Origin of the sequence: Enterococcus infantis (assembly GCF_049166715.1) — a bacterium.
Lineage (GTDB): Bacteria > Bacillota > Bacilli > Lactobacillales > Enterococcaceae > Enterococcus_C > Enterococcus_C leclercqii.
The window spans coordinates 49,361-66,937 of sequence record NZ_JBMHFB010000001.1 but is presented as its reverse complement, the minus strand read 5'-3'; the positions used below and the strand labels follow the sequence as shown (position 1 = coordinate 66,937).

The 17,577-nt window shown below is 44.9% G+C and carries 16 protein-coding genes and 1 tRNA gene; 14 read left to right on the top strand and 3 right to left on the bottom strand.

Annotated features, from left to right (window positions below; translation table 11 throughout):
* Window positions 1–111: 111 nt before the first annotated feature.
* Window positions 112–336, bottom strand: coding sequence for a glutaredoxin-like protein NrdH (gene nrdH / locus ACOMA8_RS00300; RefSeq protein ID WP_161899126.1), 225 nt, complete (start codon window positions 334–336; stop codon window positions 112–114).
* A 575-nt stretch (window positions 337–911) separates the two neighbouring features.
* Between nrdH and ACOMA8_RS00295 the strand changes: the two genes are divergently transcribed.
* From ACOMA8_RS00295 to ACOMA8_RS00285, 3 genes are read left to right on the top strand one after another with little or no spacing between them, the layout of a single operon-like run.
* Window positions 912–1,385, top strand: coding sequence for a FeoA family protein (locus ACOMA8_RS00295; protein ID WP_161899125.1), 474 nt, complete (start codon window positions 912–914; stop codon window positions 1,383–1,385).
* Window positions 1,385–3,559, top strand: a complete 2,175-nt coding sequence (gene feoB, locus ACOMA8_RS00290; protein ID WP_161899246.1) for a ferrous iron transport protein B — start codon at window positions 1,385–1,387, stop codon at window positions 3,557–3,559. Before ACOMA8_RS00295 ends, feoB begins: the two co-directional genes overlap by 1 nt.
* Window position 3,560: 1 nt before the next feature.
* Window positions 3,561–3,722, top strand: a complete 162-nt coding sequence (locus ACOMA8_RS00285; RefSeq protein ID WP_161899124.1) for a FeoB-associated Cys-rich membrane protein — start codon at window positions 3,561–3,563, stop codon at window positions 3,720–3,722.
* Between the two features lie 228 nt (window positions 3,723–3,950).
* Here ACOMA8_RS00285 and ACOMA8_RS00280 read toward each other — a convergent pair whose 3' ends face one another.
* Window positions 3,951–4,634 (bottom strand): hypothetical protein, encoded by a 684-nt coding sequence (locus ACOMA8_RS00280; RefSeq protein WP_421367431.1) that lies wholly within the window; start codon window positions 4,632–4,634, stop codon window positions 3,951–3,953.
* Window positions 4,635–4,667: 33 nt separating this feature from the next.
* On the bottom strand, window positions 4,668–5,165 hold the full coding sequence (locus ACOMA8_RS00275; RefSeq protein ID WP_421367428.1) for a helix-turn-helix transcriptional regulator: 498 nt from the start codon (window positions 5,163–5,165) through the stop codon (window positions 4,668–4,670).
* Between the two features lie 305 nt (window positions 5,166–5,470).
* On the opposite strand from ACOMA8_RS00275, the gene ACOMA8_RS00270 reads away from it, so the two are divergent.
* The 11 genes from ACOMA8_RS00270 (at window position 5,471) to yycF (ending at window position 17,573) form a co-directional block, all read left to right on the top strand.
* Window positions 5,471–6,040 (top strand): UbiX family flavin prenyltransferase, encoded by a 570-nt coding sequence (locus ACOMA8_RS00270; RefSeq protein ID WP_421367426.1) that lies wholly within the window; start codon window positions 5,471–5,473, stop codon window positions 6,038–6,040.
* The gene (gene lpdD / locus ACOMA8_RS00265; protein WP_421367424.1) at window positions 6,037–6,507 is read left to right on the top strand and encodes a prenylated flavin chaperone LpdD; all 471 of its coding nucleotides are present in this window, start codon (window positions 6,037–6,039) and stop codon (window positions 6,505–6,507) included. Before ACOMA8_RS00270 ends, lpdD begins: the two co-directional genes overlap by 4 nt.
* Window positions 6,508–6,934: 427 nt before the next feature.
* The gene (locus ACOMA8_RS00260) at window positions 6,935–8,380 is read left to right on the top strand and encodes a menaquinone biosynthesis decarboxylase (RefSeq protein ID WP_161899120.1); all 1,446 of its coding nucleotides are present in this window, start codon (window positions 6,935–6,937) and stop codon (window positions 8,378–8,380) included.
* Window positions 8,367–9,239: a 4-hydroxybenzoate octaprenyltransferase gene (locus ACOMA8_RS00255; protein ID WP_421367421.1), complete on the top strand. Its 873-nt coding sequence runs from the start codon at window positions 8,367–8,369 to the stop codon at window positions 9,237–9,239. Before ACOMA8_RS00260 ends, ACOMA8_RS00255 begins: the two co-directional genes overlap by 14 nt.
* Before the next feature lie 76 nt (window positions 9,240–9,315).
* Complete coding sequence (locus tag ACOMA8_RS00250; RefSeq protein ID WP_161899118.1) at window positions 9,316–10,287, top strand: ABC transporter substrate-binding protein; 972 nt, start codon at window positions 9,316–9,318, stop codon at window positions 10,285–10,287.
* 129 nt (window positions 10,288–10,416) lie between these two features.
* Window positions 10,417–12,495 (top strand): peptidase U32 family protein, encoded by a 2,079-nt coding sequence (locus ACOMA8_RS00245; RefSeq protein ID WP_421367418.1) that lies wholly within the window; start codon window positions 10,417–10,419, stop codon window positions 12,493–12,495.
* A 96-nt stretch (window positions 12,496–12,591) separates the two neighbouring features.
* Window positions 12,592–13,893: an aspartate aminotransferase family protein gene (locus tag ACOMA8_RS00240; protein ID WP_421367415.1), complete on the top strand. Its 1,302-nt coding sequence runs from the start codon at window positions 12,592–12,594 to the stop codon at window positions 13,891–13,893.
* A gap of 480 nt (window positions 13,894–14,373) precedes the next feature.
* Window positions 14,374–14,446 (top strand) — tRNA-Lys (locus ACOMA8_RS00235).
* 298 nt (window positions 14,447–14,744) lie between these two features.
* Window positions 14,745–15,284, top strand: a complete 540-nt coding sequence (locus ACOMA8_RS00230) for a DUF1836 domain-containing protein (protein ID WP_161899244.1) — start codon at window positions 14,745–14,747, stop codon at window positions 15,282–15,284.
* Window positions 15,285–15,311: 27 nt separating this feature from the next.
* Window positions 15,312–16,172, top strand: coding sequence for a DegV family protein (locus ACOMA8_RS00225; protein ID WP_421367413.1), 861 nt, complete (start codon window positions 15,312–15,314; stop codon window positions 16,170–16,172).
* Window positions 16,173–16,868: 696 nt separating this feature from the next.
* Window positions 16,869–17,573, top strand: a complete 705-nt coding sequence (gene yycF / locus ACOMA8_RS00220) for a response regulator YycF (RefSeq protein WP_161899114.1) — start codon at window positions 16,869–16,871, stop codon at window positions 17,571–17,573.
* Window positions 17,574–17,577 lie beyond the last annotated feature (4 nt).

The window sequence follows — 17,577 nt, the reverse complement described above, 5'->3', positions numbered from 1 at the left end:
AAACTGTGATTGCGGCCACCGCAGTTCAAGCTGGTGGGCGGTAAAAAAGGACTTGCCGACCCTGGTGGCTGGCAAATCCAAAGTGCCGAAAGTTCGTGTTTGGCATGTGTGTTAAGAAGCCAATTGGCGCAATTGATCCGGGCGGAAACCGACGATTGCAGATTCCGCACCCAAGATCACAGGAACAGTTTGAAAACCCTCCGCCTTCAAGCGGTCTACCGCCTCGGGGTGTTCGTCAATATTGATTTCAGTAAAGGCAATCTCGTTCTCTGTCAGGAAACGTTTCGCCATCTTACATTGCATGCAGTTATTTTTTGAGTAAAGGGTAATGTTCATCTGCTGATCCTCCATGTCTTCTGTTGGTATTTTCAGTATAGCGGATGACTGTAGTAAGTCAACGGTTTTGCTTTGCTCAGACACAAGATATAGTATTCGAGATTGTTATCAGTCACTACAGGTTGTGTTTGTCTGTAGGAGTATTGAGAGGTAAAAAATCATGGAATCGGTTCTTTTCGTCGAAAAATCAGTAGAAATTGAAAAGAATTATTTTGACTTTAATCAGTGACCAATTTTTAACTACCTGTTATCTCCATCAGACAGTTATAAGAAACAATCCTGCCAGCTTGTTTTAACACTTACGGGATTTTTTTGAAAAATGCTGCTGATGGGCTTTGTAAAAGGAAAAAGAAGTATCCGCTTTCATTCAATTAATTCCTGCGTTTTGAAGAGTTTACAACAAAGGTTCAAACAAAAAAAGTTTTCCATGTGAATTTTATTACAAATTGCAAAATCTCGTTGACTTACAAGGAAAATCCCTTTATTCTCAGAAGTAGAAAAGCATTGAGAATAATTCTCATTCGCAACGGGGAATTGCGAATGAGTCCAATAAAGTGAAAGTCGGGGGAACTATCATGGGGAATCTAACAGAAGCAATACCACACAAAAATTATCAGGTAACCAGCATTCCTGAAGAGCCGCAAATTAAGCAACATTTGCAAAATTTGGGGCTGATTCCAGGCAGTGAAGTCATCTTGCTAAAGACGCAAGGGAAAAACGGCATCGTTCTTTTGCACAATAGCCGCATTGCTTTGGATCAAAGTATTCTTGAAAAAATCCTCGTAACGGATGCTCAGACGGAAAAAGAAATCCTTTCTCTAGATCAATTAGCCGTGGGAGATAACGGCAAAGTGGTCTCGGTCTTCGGTGAAGGTGCAGTGAAACGTCGTTTGATGGACATGGGGCTCACAAAGAATGTGCAAGTTACCGTTAAAAAATTGGCGCCATTAGGAGATCCTATCGAACTGTCTTTGCGGGGGTACTCCCTTTCTCTGCGTAAAAATGAAGCGGAGTATATTTTAGTAGAGAAGGAGGCCGCGGCATCATGATGAAAAAAAGACAGCTGCAGATTGCACTGGCAGGTAATCCCAACAGTGGAAAGACCAGCACTTTCAATAATCTAACCGGCTCTTTGCAATACGTGGGGAACTGGCCGGGTGTAACAGTGGAGCGTAAAAGCGGCAAACTGAAAAAAGACAAGAATATTACTATTCAGGATTTGCCTGGGATTTATTCCATGTCTCCTTATACACCTGAAGAGGTCGTTTCTCGTGACTACCTGTTGAGTGGTCAACCAGATGCCATTTTGAATGTTATCGACGGCTCCAATATTGAACGCAACCTTTACCTGTCCACTCAGTTGATGGAATTGGGGTTACCGATGGTAGTCGGGGTCAATATGATGGATATCGTCAAAAAGTCCGGTAAACGTATCAATCTGGAAAAATTAGCTTACGGATTGGGTGTTGAAGTTGTCGGGATGAGCGCACTTAAAAAACAAGGGCTGGATCAGGCGATTCAAAAGACTGTAGAAACTGCCGAAGCCGCGCAACTGCCTCACTATCCTTCTTATGATGATCGTTTAGAAGCTTCTATTTCTGAAATCATCGACGTTTTAGGTAACACAGTACCGGAAAAGCAAGCCCGTTATTATGCCTTGAAGCTTTTTGAAAAGGATTCGCTAGCCCAAGCACAATTGGATCTTTCCAAAATTCAGCAAAAAGACATTGCTGAAATTATCGCCATTACAGAAAAAATCTTTGGTGACACTAGTGATGCAATCTTAGTTAATGAGCGTTATGAGTTTATTGCCCGCTTGATGAAGCTATGTATGACTGACGAAGGGGATCTGCGACTGTCGGTTTCTGACCGAATCGATCAGGTGGTCACAAACCGGATTTTGGCACTGCCGATTTTTGCCTTGGTGATGTGGGGTGTGTATTATATCTCCATTCAAACGATTGGGGTAATGGGAACCGACTGGGTCAATGATGTGTTGTTCGGGGAACTGGTTCCCAATCATGTGGCGGGCTGGCTTGAGGCAGGCAATGTTGCTCCTTGGATGCAAGATCTCTTGTTGAACGGGATCATTGCTGGTGTCGGCGCGGTAATTGGCTTCTTGCCACAGCTATTGGTTTTGTTCTTCTGTTTGGCTCTTTTAGAAGACTGCGGGTATATGTCACGAATCGCCTTTGTCATGGACCGAATTTTCCGCAAGTTTGGCTTGTCAGGAAAATCATTCATTCCTATGCTGATTGCTACTGGCTGTGGGGTTCCCGGAGTCATGGCTAGTCGTACTATTGAAAATGAAAAAGACCGGCGCATGACGGCTATGATTACGACCTTTATGCCTTGTGGTGCCAAACTTCCTATCATCGCATTGATTACCGGTGCCTTTTTCCCTGAAGCTAGTTGGGTAGCTCCCTCTGCTTATTTCGTCGGAATCGCAGCTATCGTGTTGTCAGGCATTGCGTTGAAAAAAACGCGTTTGTTTTCTGGTGATCCGGCGCCATTTATTATGGAATTGCCGGCGTATCACCTGCCACAAATTCGTGGCGTCTTTCATCAGGTGGCTGATCGTGGGATGGCCTTTGTCAAAAATGCGGCAACGATTATTTTCGTTTCCAGTATCGTGATCTGGTTTACTTCTACCCACAGCTTTACGTTCCAGAGTGTGAGTGAAGACGGCAGTATTCTGGCTGCCTTTGGTCGTTTGATTGCACCACTGTTTGCACCACTAGGCTGGGGCAATTGGCGAGAAACCGTTGGAGCCATCACCGGTTTGATCGCCAAGGAGAATGTTATCGGAACTTTTGGTGTCCTATATGGTGGACTGGACGAAGTGGCAGAAAATGGCGCAGAAATCTGGGGCGCCTTATCAGTTGCTCTGACACCGGTAGCTGCCTATTCTTTCTTAACCTTCAACTTGCTTTGCGCACCGTGTTTTGCAGCAATCGGGGCTATTCATCGGGAAATGGGCGATATCAAGTGGACTATGCGAGCAGTCGGATACCAATGCGGGCTAGCTTATGGAGTCAGCTTGGTGATTTATCAATTCGGACATATCATCTTTGAAAACGGCACAGTTGGTATCGGAACCTTTGCAGCAGCAGCTGTTTTGGCCTTTATGATTTGGGCGGTTCTTCGTAAAGTTGATGTGAAGAAAGCTGACGGGTTTGTTTTGACACTGCCGGACGCTGTTGTAAAAGAAGGAGCGAAATAATATGTTTTGGACTATTGTTTTGAGCATTGCAATTTTTGGAGGTGCCGGGTGGGTCGTTTTCAACAAAGTCACCGGTCGTTCGTCAAAATGTGAAGAGTGTAATTGCGGCTGTAGTGTCAAAGACAACAAGTTGATGCAGCAACAAAACGCTTCAAAAAATTGAACATTGTTAAAAAGGCTGTGACAATCAACTAGTCACCGTCCTTCAAAGCGAACCTTACCAAACGTGAGTCCACAAAAGCCAAGTCCCTTCCATTAAACAATGGAAGGGACTTGGCTTTTTATGTTAAAAAATTTAAACACAGACTTCTCTTTAAAACTGGGGGAGTGTTCTTGCTGGGGCTTTGACACGAGGATTGTCGTATCCATTTTCTTGCATATAGTTGCTTGCTCAGTTGATGAAACCCATCAGACACAATAAGAACATGGTTGTGGTGACAATAGCAATCATAATTAATTCCAACTGTGTCGGTGTAGCGGCTAATTTTGATGGATTCCCTTGGATAACCGCAGTGTTTGGCCAATGGGTGGTAATGTATTTTTCATAAGGCATGGCCTGGGGTGTCAATGCGACAGTGACATCTTGGGAATTTTCAGCTAATTTTTCCTTCAATTCATCAAAGGTCACCACAGTCCAGTAAATGGTGGGATAGTCTCGCATCAATTGACGTAGGCTTTCATTGCTAAATGCTGCCTGGCGCTTTTCTGAGGGGAGCCCGCGGACCGTAAGCTTGGGGCCTTGTGCCACCAGATAACCGGTGGTCCGACCCAATACCATTCCCTTAGGTGCCATCATGTAAAGAAATTCATCCCGATCAGGAATTATGATCTTTAACTGCGGATCCAGATCCTTCAGTGTTTTAGCAAATCGCTCTGAGACTGGGGGCAGTGCGGCAGCTTGATAAAGGGTGAGATCAATTTTTTTCAAATCATAACCAGGAACAATCTCCCATTCATAAGCCGGATAGGTGACTTTCAAATAATTCATAAGGCGAGGCAGGTACTGCTGGTCTTGCCAAGTCCATTGCAGCGCATTGTTCTGCTGGCGGCTAATGGTAACGACGATGCCTTTCATAAAAAACTCCTCCTCTGGGGATGAATGTGAAACTTACGGATTGATATAACCTTGAAATCCTATCGCAGCCAAGATCATCATATAAGTGAGGGCCCACAAGATAATCGCTGGGTCATACATATTTTCACCTTGACCATACACATTGGCTCCGCGGTTAGTTTTTATCAGGTAGCGCCAGGTTTGGATAAAGCATAGAAGGCTGTAAAAAAGAGGAATCAAAAAGCCTGATGGTTGAAAAATAATCTGGCAGATCAATGCGGTCAAAGATAAAAAGACAAAACCAGTGAGAAAGCGGTGAGCAATGAAAAATTTTGGTTTTTGTTTGTCCGGCAGCTTCTGATCCTGCAAAAGCTCATCTAAGGAAAGGTGATAGAGCTCACTGAGCAGGATCAGGTTTTCAATATCCGGCTGTCCTTTGCCATTTTCCCAGTTGGAAACACTCTGACGAGAGACAAAAATAGCTTGGGCCAACTCTTCTTGAGTCAATTGGTGTTCTAAGCGTAATTCTTTTAAGTGACGACTGATATCCATAATGAAGCACCTGCTTTCTTGAGTTCAAGTTCAAAAATACTGGCAATGGTTAGGCTTTTAGTCAATGAGAGGTAAACCTGACTGAGAACAACAAAACGATGGAAAAAAAGAATTTTGCTCAGGTACCTCTGATACATTCATCATAGCAGAGCTTGAGTAAAACTGAACTGATTTCTGGAATATTTCAGTGTCAAAATCAGTTGACATGGCTTTAGAGCGGGCTTTTTTGCTGCTGGATATGCTATAGTGAATGAGAGAAAACGTCCGGTTTACTATAAATCGGAATATGTTGGAGGAACCTGTTTATGAAAAAAATCATCGTTGCCATCACCGGAGCATCCGGCTCAGTCTATGCAGTGGACTTGTTGAAAAAATTGAAAAGTCGTCCCGATGTGGAAGTCCATGGAGTAGTGAGTCGCTGGGCCTGGGAAAATCTTCGTTTGGAGACGTCATTGACGCAAGAAGAAGTCATTGCCTTGATGGACGTCTATTATGAGGAAGAAAACCTAGGTGCGGCAATTGCCAGTGGTTCTTTTCTTACTGACGGCATGGTTATTGTGCCGGCCAGCATGAAGACGGTAGCGGGAATTGCCCACGGTTTTTCAGAGACCTTGATTGGGCGAGCGGCGGATGTCATCTTGAAAGAGCAGCGACGTCTGGTGATTGTCCCCCGGGAAACGCCGCTGAGTGTGATCCATTTGGAAAACCTTACTAAACTGGCGCGTCTGGGAGTAGTCATTGCGCCACCGATGCCGGCTTTTTACACACAGCCTCAGACGATTTCTGACCTGGTAAGTCGTCAGACTGATCGGCTGCTGGATTTATTGGGATTGCCACAAGCCGATGCTGTGCGCTGGCAGGGGGAGGAAAAATGACGTTTTTACGAAAAGAATTTATGACGACTCAGGCAGAGTATACAATGCAAGCAGAAGTGACGATAATCAACGAAGATCTTGTGGTGCTCTTGACCGGTGGAGATGTCCCGCATGTGGGAACTGTGACTGAAACGCTGGCTGAAGGGGTGCAGGTAAGCATACCGGCTACTAATTTTGAGTCCGAGTTTTACGCTTCGAAAAAGACGGCTACTGATTACGGTACTCTACGTTTTCCCAGTCATTCTGGACGCTTTCATAAAGACGATGTATTGGCGGAATCTTTTTTGAAAGCACTGTCCTTAGCGCCAGAAAAAAAAGCTGTTGTCATCGCCGGTGTGCATGTGGACGGCATCACAAAAGAGCAGATTGCAGTTTCCTGTCAAATGGCAGCCGCACTGGGGACGCAGGCGAAAAGCTGGCTGACAACAGTGGCTCCTGAGACTCGTGCCCCTCGCTATTACGATTGAAAAGTAGGCACAAATGGCCTTAAAAAACCTTAACAAAAAGGGGCGATGTCAATAAAGGCGATCGTCCCTTTTTAATGAGCTCTTTTTAAAAACAGCATAAAAAGGCAAAACGCTTTCTGATAAGCGGGACTTGAGTTTGCAGCAGAAGTAACAAAAAGAAAGTTTTATTTTAGCAAGTTAGCTTTTGTCACAGCCGTTTTTGCTTGAATTAAATAATGGTGAAAAGCAGCACAGACATTTTATTTTTCGGTGGGTTAGTGTTAGAATAAGCATGTTTGTTTTTGTGATACAAACTACAAAGACTGCTGTAATGTTGAGCGCGTCCTTAAAGACGACTCAAAAGGAGAACAGTGCAAATGAGCGCTGTTTTCAGACGGCCGTTGTTTGAGCGAATAGTGCGACGTATTCATATAGAAGGGAACTGTTTATGGCTTATAAAAATCTGCAAGAATTTATCCGCAGGCTGGAGAAAGATGGGGAATTGAAACGAGTCAAGTCACCGGTCTCAGCTGAATTGGAAATTACTGAAATCACCGATCGTGTGTCAAAAGCCCACGGACCAGCCTTGTTGTTTGAAAATGTAGTTGGTTCAGAATTTCCGGTACTAATCAATGCGATGGGGTCAGAAGAACGAATGGCATTGGGACTAGGCGTCGACAACTTGAACGAAGTCGGTGAACAGATCGCAGACTTGATCAATATGGCCAATTATGCCGGTTGGCTCAAAAGTGCGGCACAACTGCCGAAACTATCGCGGATGGCGGCGGTTTTTCCTATTAAAGTGAAAAACGGCGCTTGCCAAGAAGTGGTGATGACCGACCCTGATCTGACAAAACTGCCTATTTTGCAATGTTGGCCACAAGATGGCGGGCCATTTATCACCTTGCCGCTAGTGATGACAAAAGATCCAGACACCGGTCAGCAAAACACTGGCATGTATCGGATGCAAGTATATGATAAAAAAACGACCGGAATGCATTGGCACTGGCACAAAGATGGTCGGGAAATCTATGAAAAGTATCGCAAATTAGGGGGCAAAATGCCGGTTTCAGTTGCCCTTGGTGGCGATCCTGCAATCACTTATGCAGCCACCGCACCCTTGCCTAAAATGATTGATGAAATGATGTTGGCGGGCTTTTTGCGCAAGCGACCGGTGAAAATGGTCAAGTCCATCACAAATGATATCTATGTGCCGGCAGAATCTGAGTTTGTCATTGAAGGCTATGTGGATGTGACAGAGCCATTGCGAGAAGAAGGGCCTTTTGGAGATCATACAGGTTATTATTCTTTAGAAGACATGTACCCGGTATTTCATGTGACTGCCATCACCCACAAAAAGAATGCCGTGTATCCTACAACGATTGTCGGGCAGCCGCCGATGGAAGATGATTACATGGGATTGGCTACCGAGCGGGTCTTTTTACCTTTGCTGAGGATGATGGCACCTGAAATCGTGGATTTGGCCATGCCTTTTGAAGGAGTCTTTCACAACTGTGTGATTGTTTCCATTAAGAAAAAATTCCCTTATCACGCCCACAAGGTGATGAATACTTGCTGGGGAATGGGCCAGATGATGTATACCAAGATGATTGTTGTAGTAGAAGAAGATGTCGATCCTCACGATTTCTCCAAAGTCGCGTGGAAAGTCTTCAATAATATTGACGCCAAACGTGACCTGGTCATGAACGAAGGGCCGCTGGATGCCTTAGATCATTCCTCGCCAAATGCCTTTTTTGGCACACGCTTGGGAATCGATGCCACTCGGAAATGGCCCGAAGAAGGACATACCCGTCCTTGGCCAGACGATGTAACGATGGATGAGACAACGAAAAACAAAGTGACGAAACGGTGGGCTGAATATGGCCTGGATTAAAAAGTTAGGACAAAAACTGCATGCATACGGTGTGTTGGTGATGTTCCAACACACGATTTTTTCCTTTTCTTTTGGGATTGTCTCGCTGCTCTTGGCTTCTAACGGTCAATTTCACTGGCGTAAGATTCTCTTATTAGTCATTGGCCTTTTGGCGGCTAGAACTGGCGCTAATGCAATCAATCGAGTAATTGATGCTGACATCGATCAGGCCAATCCTCGAACAGCGGTACGACAGATTCCGCAAGGGAAAATGAGTAAAAAAGAAGCGCTGTGGTTTGCGATTGCCTGCTTTATAGTCACAGTGATTGTGGCGGGCCTTTTGGGACCAGTGACACTGGCATTGTCGCCTATTGCATTGTTCTTTATGGTCTTCTACTCTTACACAAAGCGTTTTACGGCATTGTGCCACCTGGTATTGGGTTTCACTTGCGCTATGGCGCCGGCGGGAGCTTGGATTGCCATTACCAACAGTTTCTCTTGGACAGCCTTCTTTTTGTCCGGAGCCAATATGCTGTGGGTCGCAGGTTTTGATATTATTTACGGTTCACAAGATGTGACGTTTGATCGCAGTCATGGCATCCATTCGATTCCAGCAGCTGTGGGTGTCAAAAATGGACTCTTGATTGCACGGTTCTTTCATGTCATCACTTTTGGCTGTCTGGTGCTGGCAGGGATTGTGACACCGCAATTTGGCTGGATTTATTTTGTTGGCTTGGTGGCTATCGGTAGTTTGCTAATCGTAGAACACAAAGTTGTGCGGCCGGACCATTTGGCACATGCAGAAATTGCTTCATACAATGTCAATGAAATCGTCAGCCTGGTCTTTTTGGTTGCCGGGGTGTTGGATGTGTTTTTATAACTTCTTGATTTATGTGTTTAACGGAAATTTGGAAATGTGGACAAAAGAATGTAAAGAAAAGGGGATTTATACAGTAATGAAAAAATGGACAAAAGCATTGGGAATTTTAACATTGGCAGTCGTGACGCTGGCGGCTTGCGGCAGTGGCGATAAAGAAAGCGACAAAACCGGAGTATCCAGCAGCGCTAAAGAAAACGAAGTCACTACTTTGACATTAGGTGTTATGCCTTCTACCGATAACATTCCATTGATTTTAGCCCATGAAAAAGGCTTTGATAAAAAACACGGTGTTGAAATCAAGCTGGAAAACTTCAAAGCAGCCAAAGACCGTGACGCAGCTTTCCAAGCCGGCAAAGTCGATGGTGTTTCTACTGACTTAGTGGCGATTGCTATTTATCAAGAAGCCGGCATGGATGTAAAGATTACAGGAAATACTTATGGCCAATTTGATTTGGTAACCGGTGACGACAGTATCCAGTCTGTTGCTGATTTGAAGGGCAAAGACGTTATTTTGTCTAAAAAGACCGGGACAGAATATGCTGTGACGAAAATGTTGGAAAAAGCGGGGCTCAAAGAATCTGATATCAATGTCAGTGAAGTGCCGCAAGTACCGACTCGTTTGGAGTTGTTGAAGAATAAACAAGCACAGGCGGCAATCCTGCCAGAACCTTTTGTAACGATGGCTGTAGCCGATGGGTTGCGGGTCTTGGATTCAACTCGTGAGATTGGAATCAATCCATTTGTTATGGGGATGCCAGCGGATGTCATTGATAAAAAAGCAGATGCTATCAAGGGGATGTATGATGCTTACAATGAGGCAGTGGATTACATCAAAGACCACGACAAATCCGATTATATCCAGCTGTTCATCGATGAAGTTGGTTTCCCGGAAACTTTGAAAGATCAAATCACTGTACCGGATTATACTCACGCAGAACAAGCAACGGATGAAGATATCACTTCAGCATTTGCATGGGCGCAAGAAAATGATTTGCTGACTAAAGATTTGAAACCGGCAGATGTCTTGTCGGATGTCTATTTCAAGTAACAGCTGAATTTGCTGATCTTCAGCAGAAACTTTGATAAAAAAATGACCTCAGCGGCCTGCATTTGTTCGGGCCGCTGTTCTTAATAACCGGCAGCGATAATCAGTCGGGGCCACAGGAGGAAACAAGACATGACACGTATGTATCAAGGACGCACCATCGAACTTTTGGCACCGGTGGGCACTTATGCAGATTTTCAACAGGTAATCCAAAGTGCCGCAGATGCCGTCTATCTTGGGGGCAAGAAATTCAACATGCGGATGCACAACCCCAAACACAATCTCACCAATGAAGAAATAGCAGCCGCAGTAGTTACCGCCCACAGTCTCGGAAAAAAAGTTTATGTGACCTTCAACAATATGATGACCAATGAGGAACTGGCGGATGCCGAAGCTTACCTGCGCTTTTTGGAAGGCGCAGGTGTCGATGCGCTGATTATTCAGGACTTTGGGGCGGTCCAATTGATCAAAGAATTGAATTTGGATCTGGAGCTGCATCTGAGTGTTATGGCTAACGTTCACAATGACGAGATGCAGGCAAGTGCCCAAGAGCTGGGAGTGACCCGCTGCGTAATCTCCCGCGAAGCTTCCCTGAAAGATGTCCAAGATTTTGTACGGGAATTTCCAGAGCTGGAGTATGAGTATTTTATCCACGGAGACATGTGTGTGGCTCATGGAGCGCAGTGTTATGCGAGTGGTGTTTATTTCGGAAAAAGTGGTAACCGGGGGCTGTGTATGAAGCCTTGTCGCTGGGCCTATCAAGATCCGCAAAAAACAGAAGAAACGACTAAAGATGAGCTGATTTACCCGATGGCAGTCAAGGATATGTCTTTGTACCAACACATTCCTCAACTCATTATGTCAGGTGTAAATTCTTACAAGATTGAGGGACGGATGCGCGGAGCCGATTATCTGATTGAATTGATTAATCTTTACGGCGAAGCAATTGACCGCTTTTTAGCGGATCCAATCAGTTATCAGACGGATCAAGAAAAGGTAGCCTTTCTTGAAGAAAATCGCGTGCGAGATTTGTCGACCGCCTATGCATTTGGTAAGCCGGGTCTGAGCAATATCGCCATCGATGGAAAAAGAGAGCCCCGGGTCTTTTCCCGTCCTTTGGAAGAACCAATTATGAAAGAGCGCCGAGTGGAAAAAGTGGCGGCACATTTGCAGGAGCTGTTAGCAGCTGCCCAACAAACCAGAAAAAATGAGCAAGTTGGACTAGCAGACTCAGCGACGCTTTCCCAAAAAGCTGAGGGTGTCGAGTCTGATGCTGAGGTGAAAACCAGCGCAGCAACGGCAACTATGGCAAATCCTGCTGAACCGACAATTCCTGAAATCCGCGTGACAGTGGATAATAAGGCCTCTGCATTGGCAGCGTTGGCGTGTGGAATCGACAGTCTCTACCTTTCTGGAGAAGTTTTGGCTCCCAATCCACCATTTAGCAGACAAGATTTACAAGAAATTGCCGACTGTGCAAAAGAAAGTCAGACGCCGGTCTTTTATGTGCTGCCCCGCATGGTCAATGAGGATCAGTTTCGCCGATTAGATGGATTAGTAGCGCAATTGCCGCAATTAGGCATCGATGGTCTGCTGGTTTCCAACATTGGCGAGGTTCATCGTTATAAAAACAGTGGTCTTAAACTTCGCGGCGACTACGGCTTAAATGTGTACAATCATCTCAGCGGCTGCTTCTATCAAGCACAAGGTTTGGAATCGGTGACCCTTTCCATCGAAGCACCAGCAGCCATTGTTGCCGAAACGCCAGCTTTGATGCCCATTGCTACTGAGGTGATTGTACAAGGTGCTCCGACGCTTATGTATATGGAACACTCCTTTAAAAAAGCTGAAATCGATCGGACAGACGAAGATTGGATCGATGGCGGAAATGCCGGTGACAATCTCGACTTAATCGATGAAAACGGCTTTATCCGCAAGATTCGTGCGGACCAATATGGTAAAAACCACCTACTGCCAACGAAGGATTTTTCTTATGCGGTATTATTACCTGAGTTGCTGCAGACTGGAGCAAAAGCGCTGCGGATTGAAGGAAAAGAATACGATTCAAGCGCACTGCGCCAAGTGATTGCTATTTACAAAGAGGCCTTGCAAACACCACAAGCAGAGCTGACCCAACGAATGGCTTGGGCACAGCGTTTGGAACAAGCAACAGGGCATGAACAGAGCTTGCAAACACTTATTTTTGATTGAAGGCAGCTGCTAAAAATAAGAGGAGCAGCCCTGTCTGCCTGCTAGAGTCTCGCGTTAAAGAGAAGTTAGTTTACTACAGAGAAAGGATGAAGATGTATGAGTTATTTGGGGCCAGAAGGTGTCATTGCTAAGAAAAATGAGTATTTTGTACCTTGTATCAACCATTTTTATAAAAATCCACCGCAATTTGTCAAAGGGGAGATGCAGTATCTCTTTGATTCCACCGGTAAAAAATACTTAGACTTCTTTGCCGGTGTTTCTGTCATGAACTGCGGCCACTCCAATCCCGCCATCATCGACCCGGTGATAGAGCAGATCCACGATTTGCAGCACGTCTGCAATATCTATCTTACTGAAAATGGTGTCAACTTAGCTGAAGCGTTGGCTGAGGTAACACCAGGAAATCTGAAACGGAGCTTTTTCGTTAATTCCGGGACTGAAGCCAATGAAGGGGCTCTGCTGATGGCACAGCTGTACACCGGGGCTCACGAATTCATCGGGTTGGATTTGGGACTGCATGGCCGGACTCAGTTGACGATGAGTTTGACAGGTATTGGAATGTGGCGAACTACGGATACGCCAAATGGCGGCATTCATTTTGCCCGTAATCCTTATTTTTATCGGGATGGTCGCCGTGATGAAAATCAAACGCAAGAAGAATTTGAAGACGAATGTATCGCTGACGTGGAGCGTTTGATCCGACGCCGAACTTCTGGCAAGATTGCGGCAATGATCGTAGAGCCGATTCAAGGAAATGCCGGAATTGTGACGCCAACGCCCCATTACTTCCAAAAGCTCAAAGCATTGTTGGATCAACATGGCATCTTATTGATTGTGGATGAAGTCCAAACCGGTTTCGCCCGTACCGGAAAGATGTTTGCTATCGAAAATTTTGGTGTCGTACCGGATATTTTGACAGTTGCCAAAGCACTAGGCAATGGCTTTCCAATTGGAGCTTATATCACCACGGATGAAATTGCCGCTGCTTTTACGCGTCCTTCGGCATCTACGTTGGGGGGCAATCCGGTTTCTGCTATGGCCGGTCTGTCGGTCTTGCGCTATATCAAAGAGGCCGGGCTGATGGAAAATGCAATTGCTCGCGGGACTCAACTACGAGAAGGACTTTTAGAATTAGCTAAAAAACATCCCTTGATTGGAGATGTCCGTGGGTTAGGGCTGATGCTTGGGGCGGAAATGGTGACCGATCGCAAAACGTTGGCCCCGGCTGCCGACCAAGTGGATGAAATTTTGGAAAAGATGAAAGATCGCGGTATCATCGTAGGCAAGAACGGGGAAAATCGTAATGTCATGGCAATGCAGCCACCTCTTGTTGTCACGGAAGCCGATGTTCGCTTTTTCTTGGATAATCTGGATGACGTATTAACCGAAGTGAAATAAACGTATTTTTGAAAAGGTAATGACTATTAGACTATTAAGAGTCTTGTTATACAACCTGTTAATAAAACAAGCCGCTGCCTTCACCAAAATCTGGTGAGGGCAGCGGCTCGTTCATTGCAAAAAAAGACCTACTGGCGGGGGACCAGTAGGCAGGAGTAAAAATGAAAAAGTGTTAGGGTTTGTCTTGGAATAAGACAGGTTGTTTGTTGGTACACTGTTAATATACAATCTAATTGTGAATAAATTGTGAACAGTGTTTTGCATCCAAGTAAAGATTCTATTGCAAACTGTTTACGAAGCATTTTTTGTCGTTAAAAAGGTAAAAAAAACTGGATTTTGACAGGAGAAGTTAAAAGTAACCGCTCTTTTTTATAACCTAAAAAAACTTGGCTGCAAGGGGCTTTTTTTTACTCTTACTGCTTGCATTTTCAAAATCGGAGTGCTAACATAAGAAAGTACTTTTCTTAACAAATTGTATACGGGCTGTTAGCTCAGTTGGTAGAGCAGCTGACTCTTAATCAGCGGGTCGCGGGTTCGAGCCCCTCACAGCCCATTGGGTGCCAAACCCACGCCATCGGTAAACTCTTGGTCTCCTCGGAGATTTCGAAAAGAGTTTACGCGGTGGTATTTTTTTGTCTCGAAAATTTTTCGGCAGCAGGATCAACTGATCCGCTGCCGTTTTTTTATTTGTGAATGGTACCACTCAAGTAGTATGAGAAGTTATAAGGGATTCTTACATCAAGGGAGGACGTCGTCTTTTTTTCTGTCTAGTTGTGTGCTATAATTTATCTAGTTTTAAAAACTAGATGTAATAATCATTGAAATTCAGAAGGTGATGCGAAGTGGAAACAATGACCGCAAAATTGGAAGAATGGGGCACTGAGATGGCTCTCGCTCGTCTGCCTCGTTGGTCAGAGCTGCCGGACTTAGAGCTGTATATGGATCAGGTGATTAATTTAGTAGATGTGTATCTGACTCCTTTTATCAAGCCGGAAAAGCACAATCTGCTGACCAAATCCATGGTGAACAATTATGTGAAGCTAGGCATGATTCCGGCGCCTAAAAAGAAACGTTATACAAAGACCCATGTGGCATTTTTGATTGCCATTACCACCTTGAAACAGGTACTGACTATCAACGAAATCAAAGAAGGAATTTTATTTCAAGGAAAAGTGGATGGGATTCAGCAAGCCTATGATTTATTTTGCCAGGAAACCGAATCAGCAGTTGGTCGGATCGCTTCTTTGGCACAAGGCAAAACACTTGCTGAAACGGACGTTGTGATTCCAGTCCGATACTTGGCAGTGCGCTCGGCTACTTTGTCATTTGCCAACAAACTGTTAGCCGAAAAAGCCATCCAGTTGGAGATTGATTATTTGCAGGAAGCATAAATTTTTGATGATAAGGAGCTTACTTTTATGAATAAAGAAAAAATCGCCGTGTTAGCGGACTCCGGAAGCGACGTACCACAGGATTTTGCGGCAGCCCATCAGGTGTTCACGCTGCCTTTGAAGGTCATTTATCCGGAGAGAGAATACATCGATAAGCTGGAGATTACTACGGATGAAGTAATTGCTCGCATGCCCGGCGAGATTCCTTCCACCTCATTGCCAGATGGTCAGGCAATCCTAGCGATTTTTGATGAGATTAAAGCAGCCGGCTATGAAAAGGTAATCGCGGTGACTATTTCTAGCGGTCTTTCGGGAACCAACAACATGGTTCGCTTGATGGCCGAAGAGTATCCAGCATTGGAGATTTTTGTATTGGATACGAAAAATATCGGGATTGCTTCGGGTTTGCAGGCGATTCGCGCAGTAGAGCTGATTGAAGCTGGGGAGACCTTTGAAACTATCTGCAAAAAATTGACAAAAGAAGTTTTACAAAACAAAGTCTTCTTCAATGTTGCGACCTTAGAATATTTGCAAAAAGGTGGTCGGATTGGCATGGTGACGGCTCTTTTAGGAACGGCTTTAAAATTGAACCCGATTATTTCTTGTAACGAGGAGGGCGTTTATTATACTGTAGCCAAAGCCCGGGGAAGAGCCAAAAGTTTGGCAAAATCACTGGAACTGGTCAAACAGTTTGCTGCCAGCCATAAAAAATACCGCTTAGCCGTAGCCCACGCTGGTGCTGAAAATGAAGCCCGAGAGATGGCTCGACTGTTAAAAGACATGCTGCCGAATGCTGTGGAAGAGGTCTTGTTTGGGGAAATCTCACCGGCATTAGTCGTCCACACTGGCCCACAACTTCTAGGTGTCGGTGTACAGGTCTTAGATTAGCCTTTGGTGACTGGCGGTTTTCCAGAAATGGCCTTTCCTCCTAAAAGCTGCTTTTGCTCAGCCTTATGATGAAAAAGTGGCAGGAGAAAAGAAGTTAGTCAGCACCGAAAGAAAAACGCGTCAAAGAAGATAGGAAAAAGAAACGGGGCTGTGAGGATAGTTCTGTCAGCCTCCTCTTAAGCGAACACTACCAAACGTGAGAACCCAGAAGCCAAGTCCCTTCCATTTGAAAAAGTGGAAGAAACTTGGCTTTTTATTGTTAAAAATTTCAAGCACAGACTTTTCTTGATTTCACTAAGCTCAGCTAGTGTCATTCACTTCTGCATTAAAGTGGCCGAGGCGTGTCAGACAGCTTGGGGGTGCCAAAAGCAATAGTGTCGCTCGTTCACTAACGGATCGTCCGACACTGAAAAAATGAAAAACGTCGGTATTTTAAGAATTCGTTGCGAAGGACTGAGGGTTTTTGGGCTTTTAATGAAAACCCTGTGAAAATAAGGTATAATGGCAAGGACGAACCAGAGCGTGCTTGAAAACATTAAAGTCACTTGCTTTAGATTTTTTGAATCGGTGGTTTAAGGTTTTCCCAATGAGTAGCAGGAGCAGAGCTTTAGCTTTTATTGCCAAGGAAAAGCAACAGGTTGCCGATGTTTTCAAGCGTGTTCTGACAGAACAGTAAAGTAAGAAGAGGTGTTCTTTTTGAAAAAAATTCTAGTAGTCGATGATGAGAAACCAATCTCCGATATCGTAAAGTTCAATCTATCCAAAGAGGGCTATGACGTTTATACCGCCTATGATGGTGAGGAAGCGTTGGAAAAGGTCAAAGAAGTGGAACCAGATTTGATTTTGTTAGATCTGATGTTACCTAAGATTGACGGCCTTGAAGTGGCTCGGGAAGTCCGTAAAAATTATGACATGCCCATCATCATGGTGACTGCCAAAGATTCTGAAATCGATAAAGTGCTGGGCTTAGAGCTGGGGGCCGATGACTATGTCACCAAACCATTTTCCAACCGAGAACTAGTAGCTCGTGTCAAAGCCAACCTTCGTCGGGGTTCCCAAGCGGCCAAAGAAGCCGAAGAGCCAGCGACTACCGATTTGACCATCGGGGATTTGACCATCTTACCTGATGCCTACATGGTGACTAAAAATGGTGCTGCAATCGAGTTGACTCACCGGGAGTTTGAATTGCTTCATTATTTGGCGAAGCATTTGGGACAGGTCATGACTCGTGAGCATCTGTTGCAAACAGTCTGGGGGTATGATTATTTCGGTGATGTACGGACAGTGGATGTGACTGTTCGCCGCTTACGGGAAAAAATCGAAGACAACCCCAGCCACCCTAACTATCTGGTAACTCGTCGCGGTGTCGGTTATTACCTGCGAAATCCGGAACAGGAGTAAACTC

Excerpts from the sequence above, each read along its gene's own strand:
- ACOMA8_RS00255 (WP_421367421.1), top strand. The coding sequence starts at position 8,367 with ATGGCCTGGATTAAAAAGTTAGGACAAAAACTGCATGCATACGGTGTG.
- ACOMA8_RS00240 (WP_421367415.1), top strand. The coding sequence starts at position 12,592 with ATGAGTTATTTGGGGCCAGAAGGTGTCATTGCTAAGAAAAATGAGTAT.
- ACOMA8_RS00295 (WP_161899125.1), top strand. The coding sequence starts at position 912 with ATGGGGAATCTAACAGAAGCAATACCACACAAAAATTATCAGGTAACC.
- ACOMA8_RS00260 (WP_161899120.1), top strand. The coding sequence starts at position 6,935 with ATGGCTTATAAAAATCTGCAAGAATTTATCCGCAGGCTGGAGAAAGAT.
- ACOMA8_RS00245 (WP_421367418.1), top strand. The coding sequence starts at position 10,417 with ATGACACGTATGTATCAAGGACGCACCATCGAACTTTTGGCACCGGTG.
- ACOMA8_RS00225 (WP_421367413.1), top strand. The coding sequence starts at position 15,312 with ATGAATAAAGAAAAAATCGCCGTGTTAGCGGACTCCGGAAGCGACGTA.
- lpdD (WP_421367424.1), top strand. The coding sequence starts at position 6,037 with ATGACGTTTTTACGAAAAGAATTTATGACGACTCAGGCAGAGTATACA.
- ACOMA8_RS00230 (WP_161899244.1), top strand. The coding sequence starts at position 14,745 with ATGACCGCAAAATTGGAAGAATGGGGCACTGAGATGGCTCTCGCTCGT.
- ACOMA8_RS00270 (WP_421367426.1), top strand. The coding sequence starts at position 5,471 with ATGAAAAAAATCATCGTTGCCATCACCGGAGCATCCGGCTCAGTCTAT.
- feoB (WP_161899246.1), top strand. The coding sequence starts at position 1,385 with ATGAAAAAAAGACAGCTGCAGATTGCACTGGCAGGTAATCCCAACAGT.
- nrdH (WP_161899126.1), bottom strand. The coding sequence starts at position 336 with ATGAACATTACCCTTTACTCAAAAAATAACTGCATGCAATGTAAGATG.
- ACOMA8_RS00250 (WP_161899118.1), top strand. The coding sequence starts at position 9,316 with ATGAAAAAATGGACAAAAGCATTGGGAATTTTAACATTGGCAGTCGTG.
- ACOMA8_RS00280 (WP_421367431.1), bottom strand. The coding sequence starts at position 4,634 with ATGAAAGGCATCGTCGTTACCATTAGCCGCCAGCAGAACAATGCGCTG.
- ACOMA8_RS00285 (WP_161899124.1), top strand. The coding sequence starts at position 3,561 with ATGTTTTGGACTATTGTTTTGAGCATTGCAATTTTTGGAGGTGCCGGG.
- ACOMA8_RS00275 (WP_421367428.1), bottom strand. The coding sequence starts at position 5,165 with ATGGATATCAGTCGTCACTTAAAAGAATTACGCTTAGAACACCAATTG.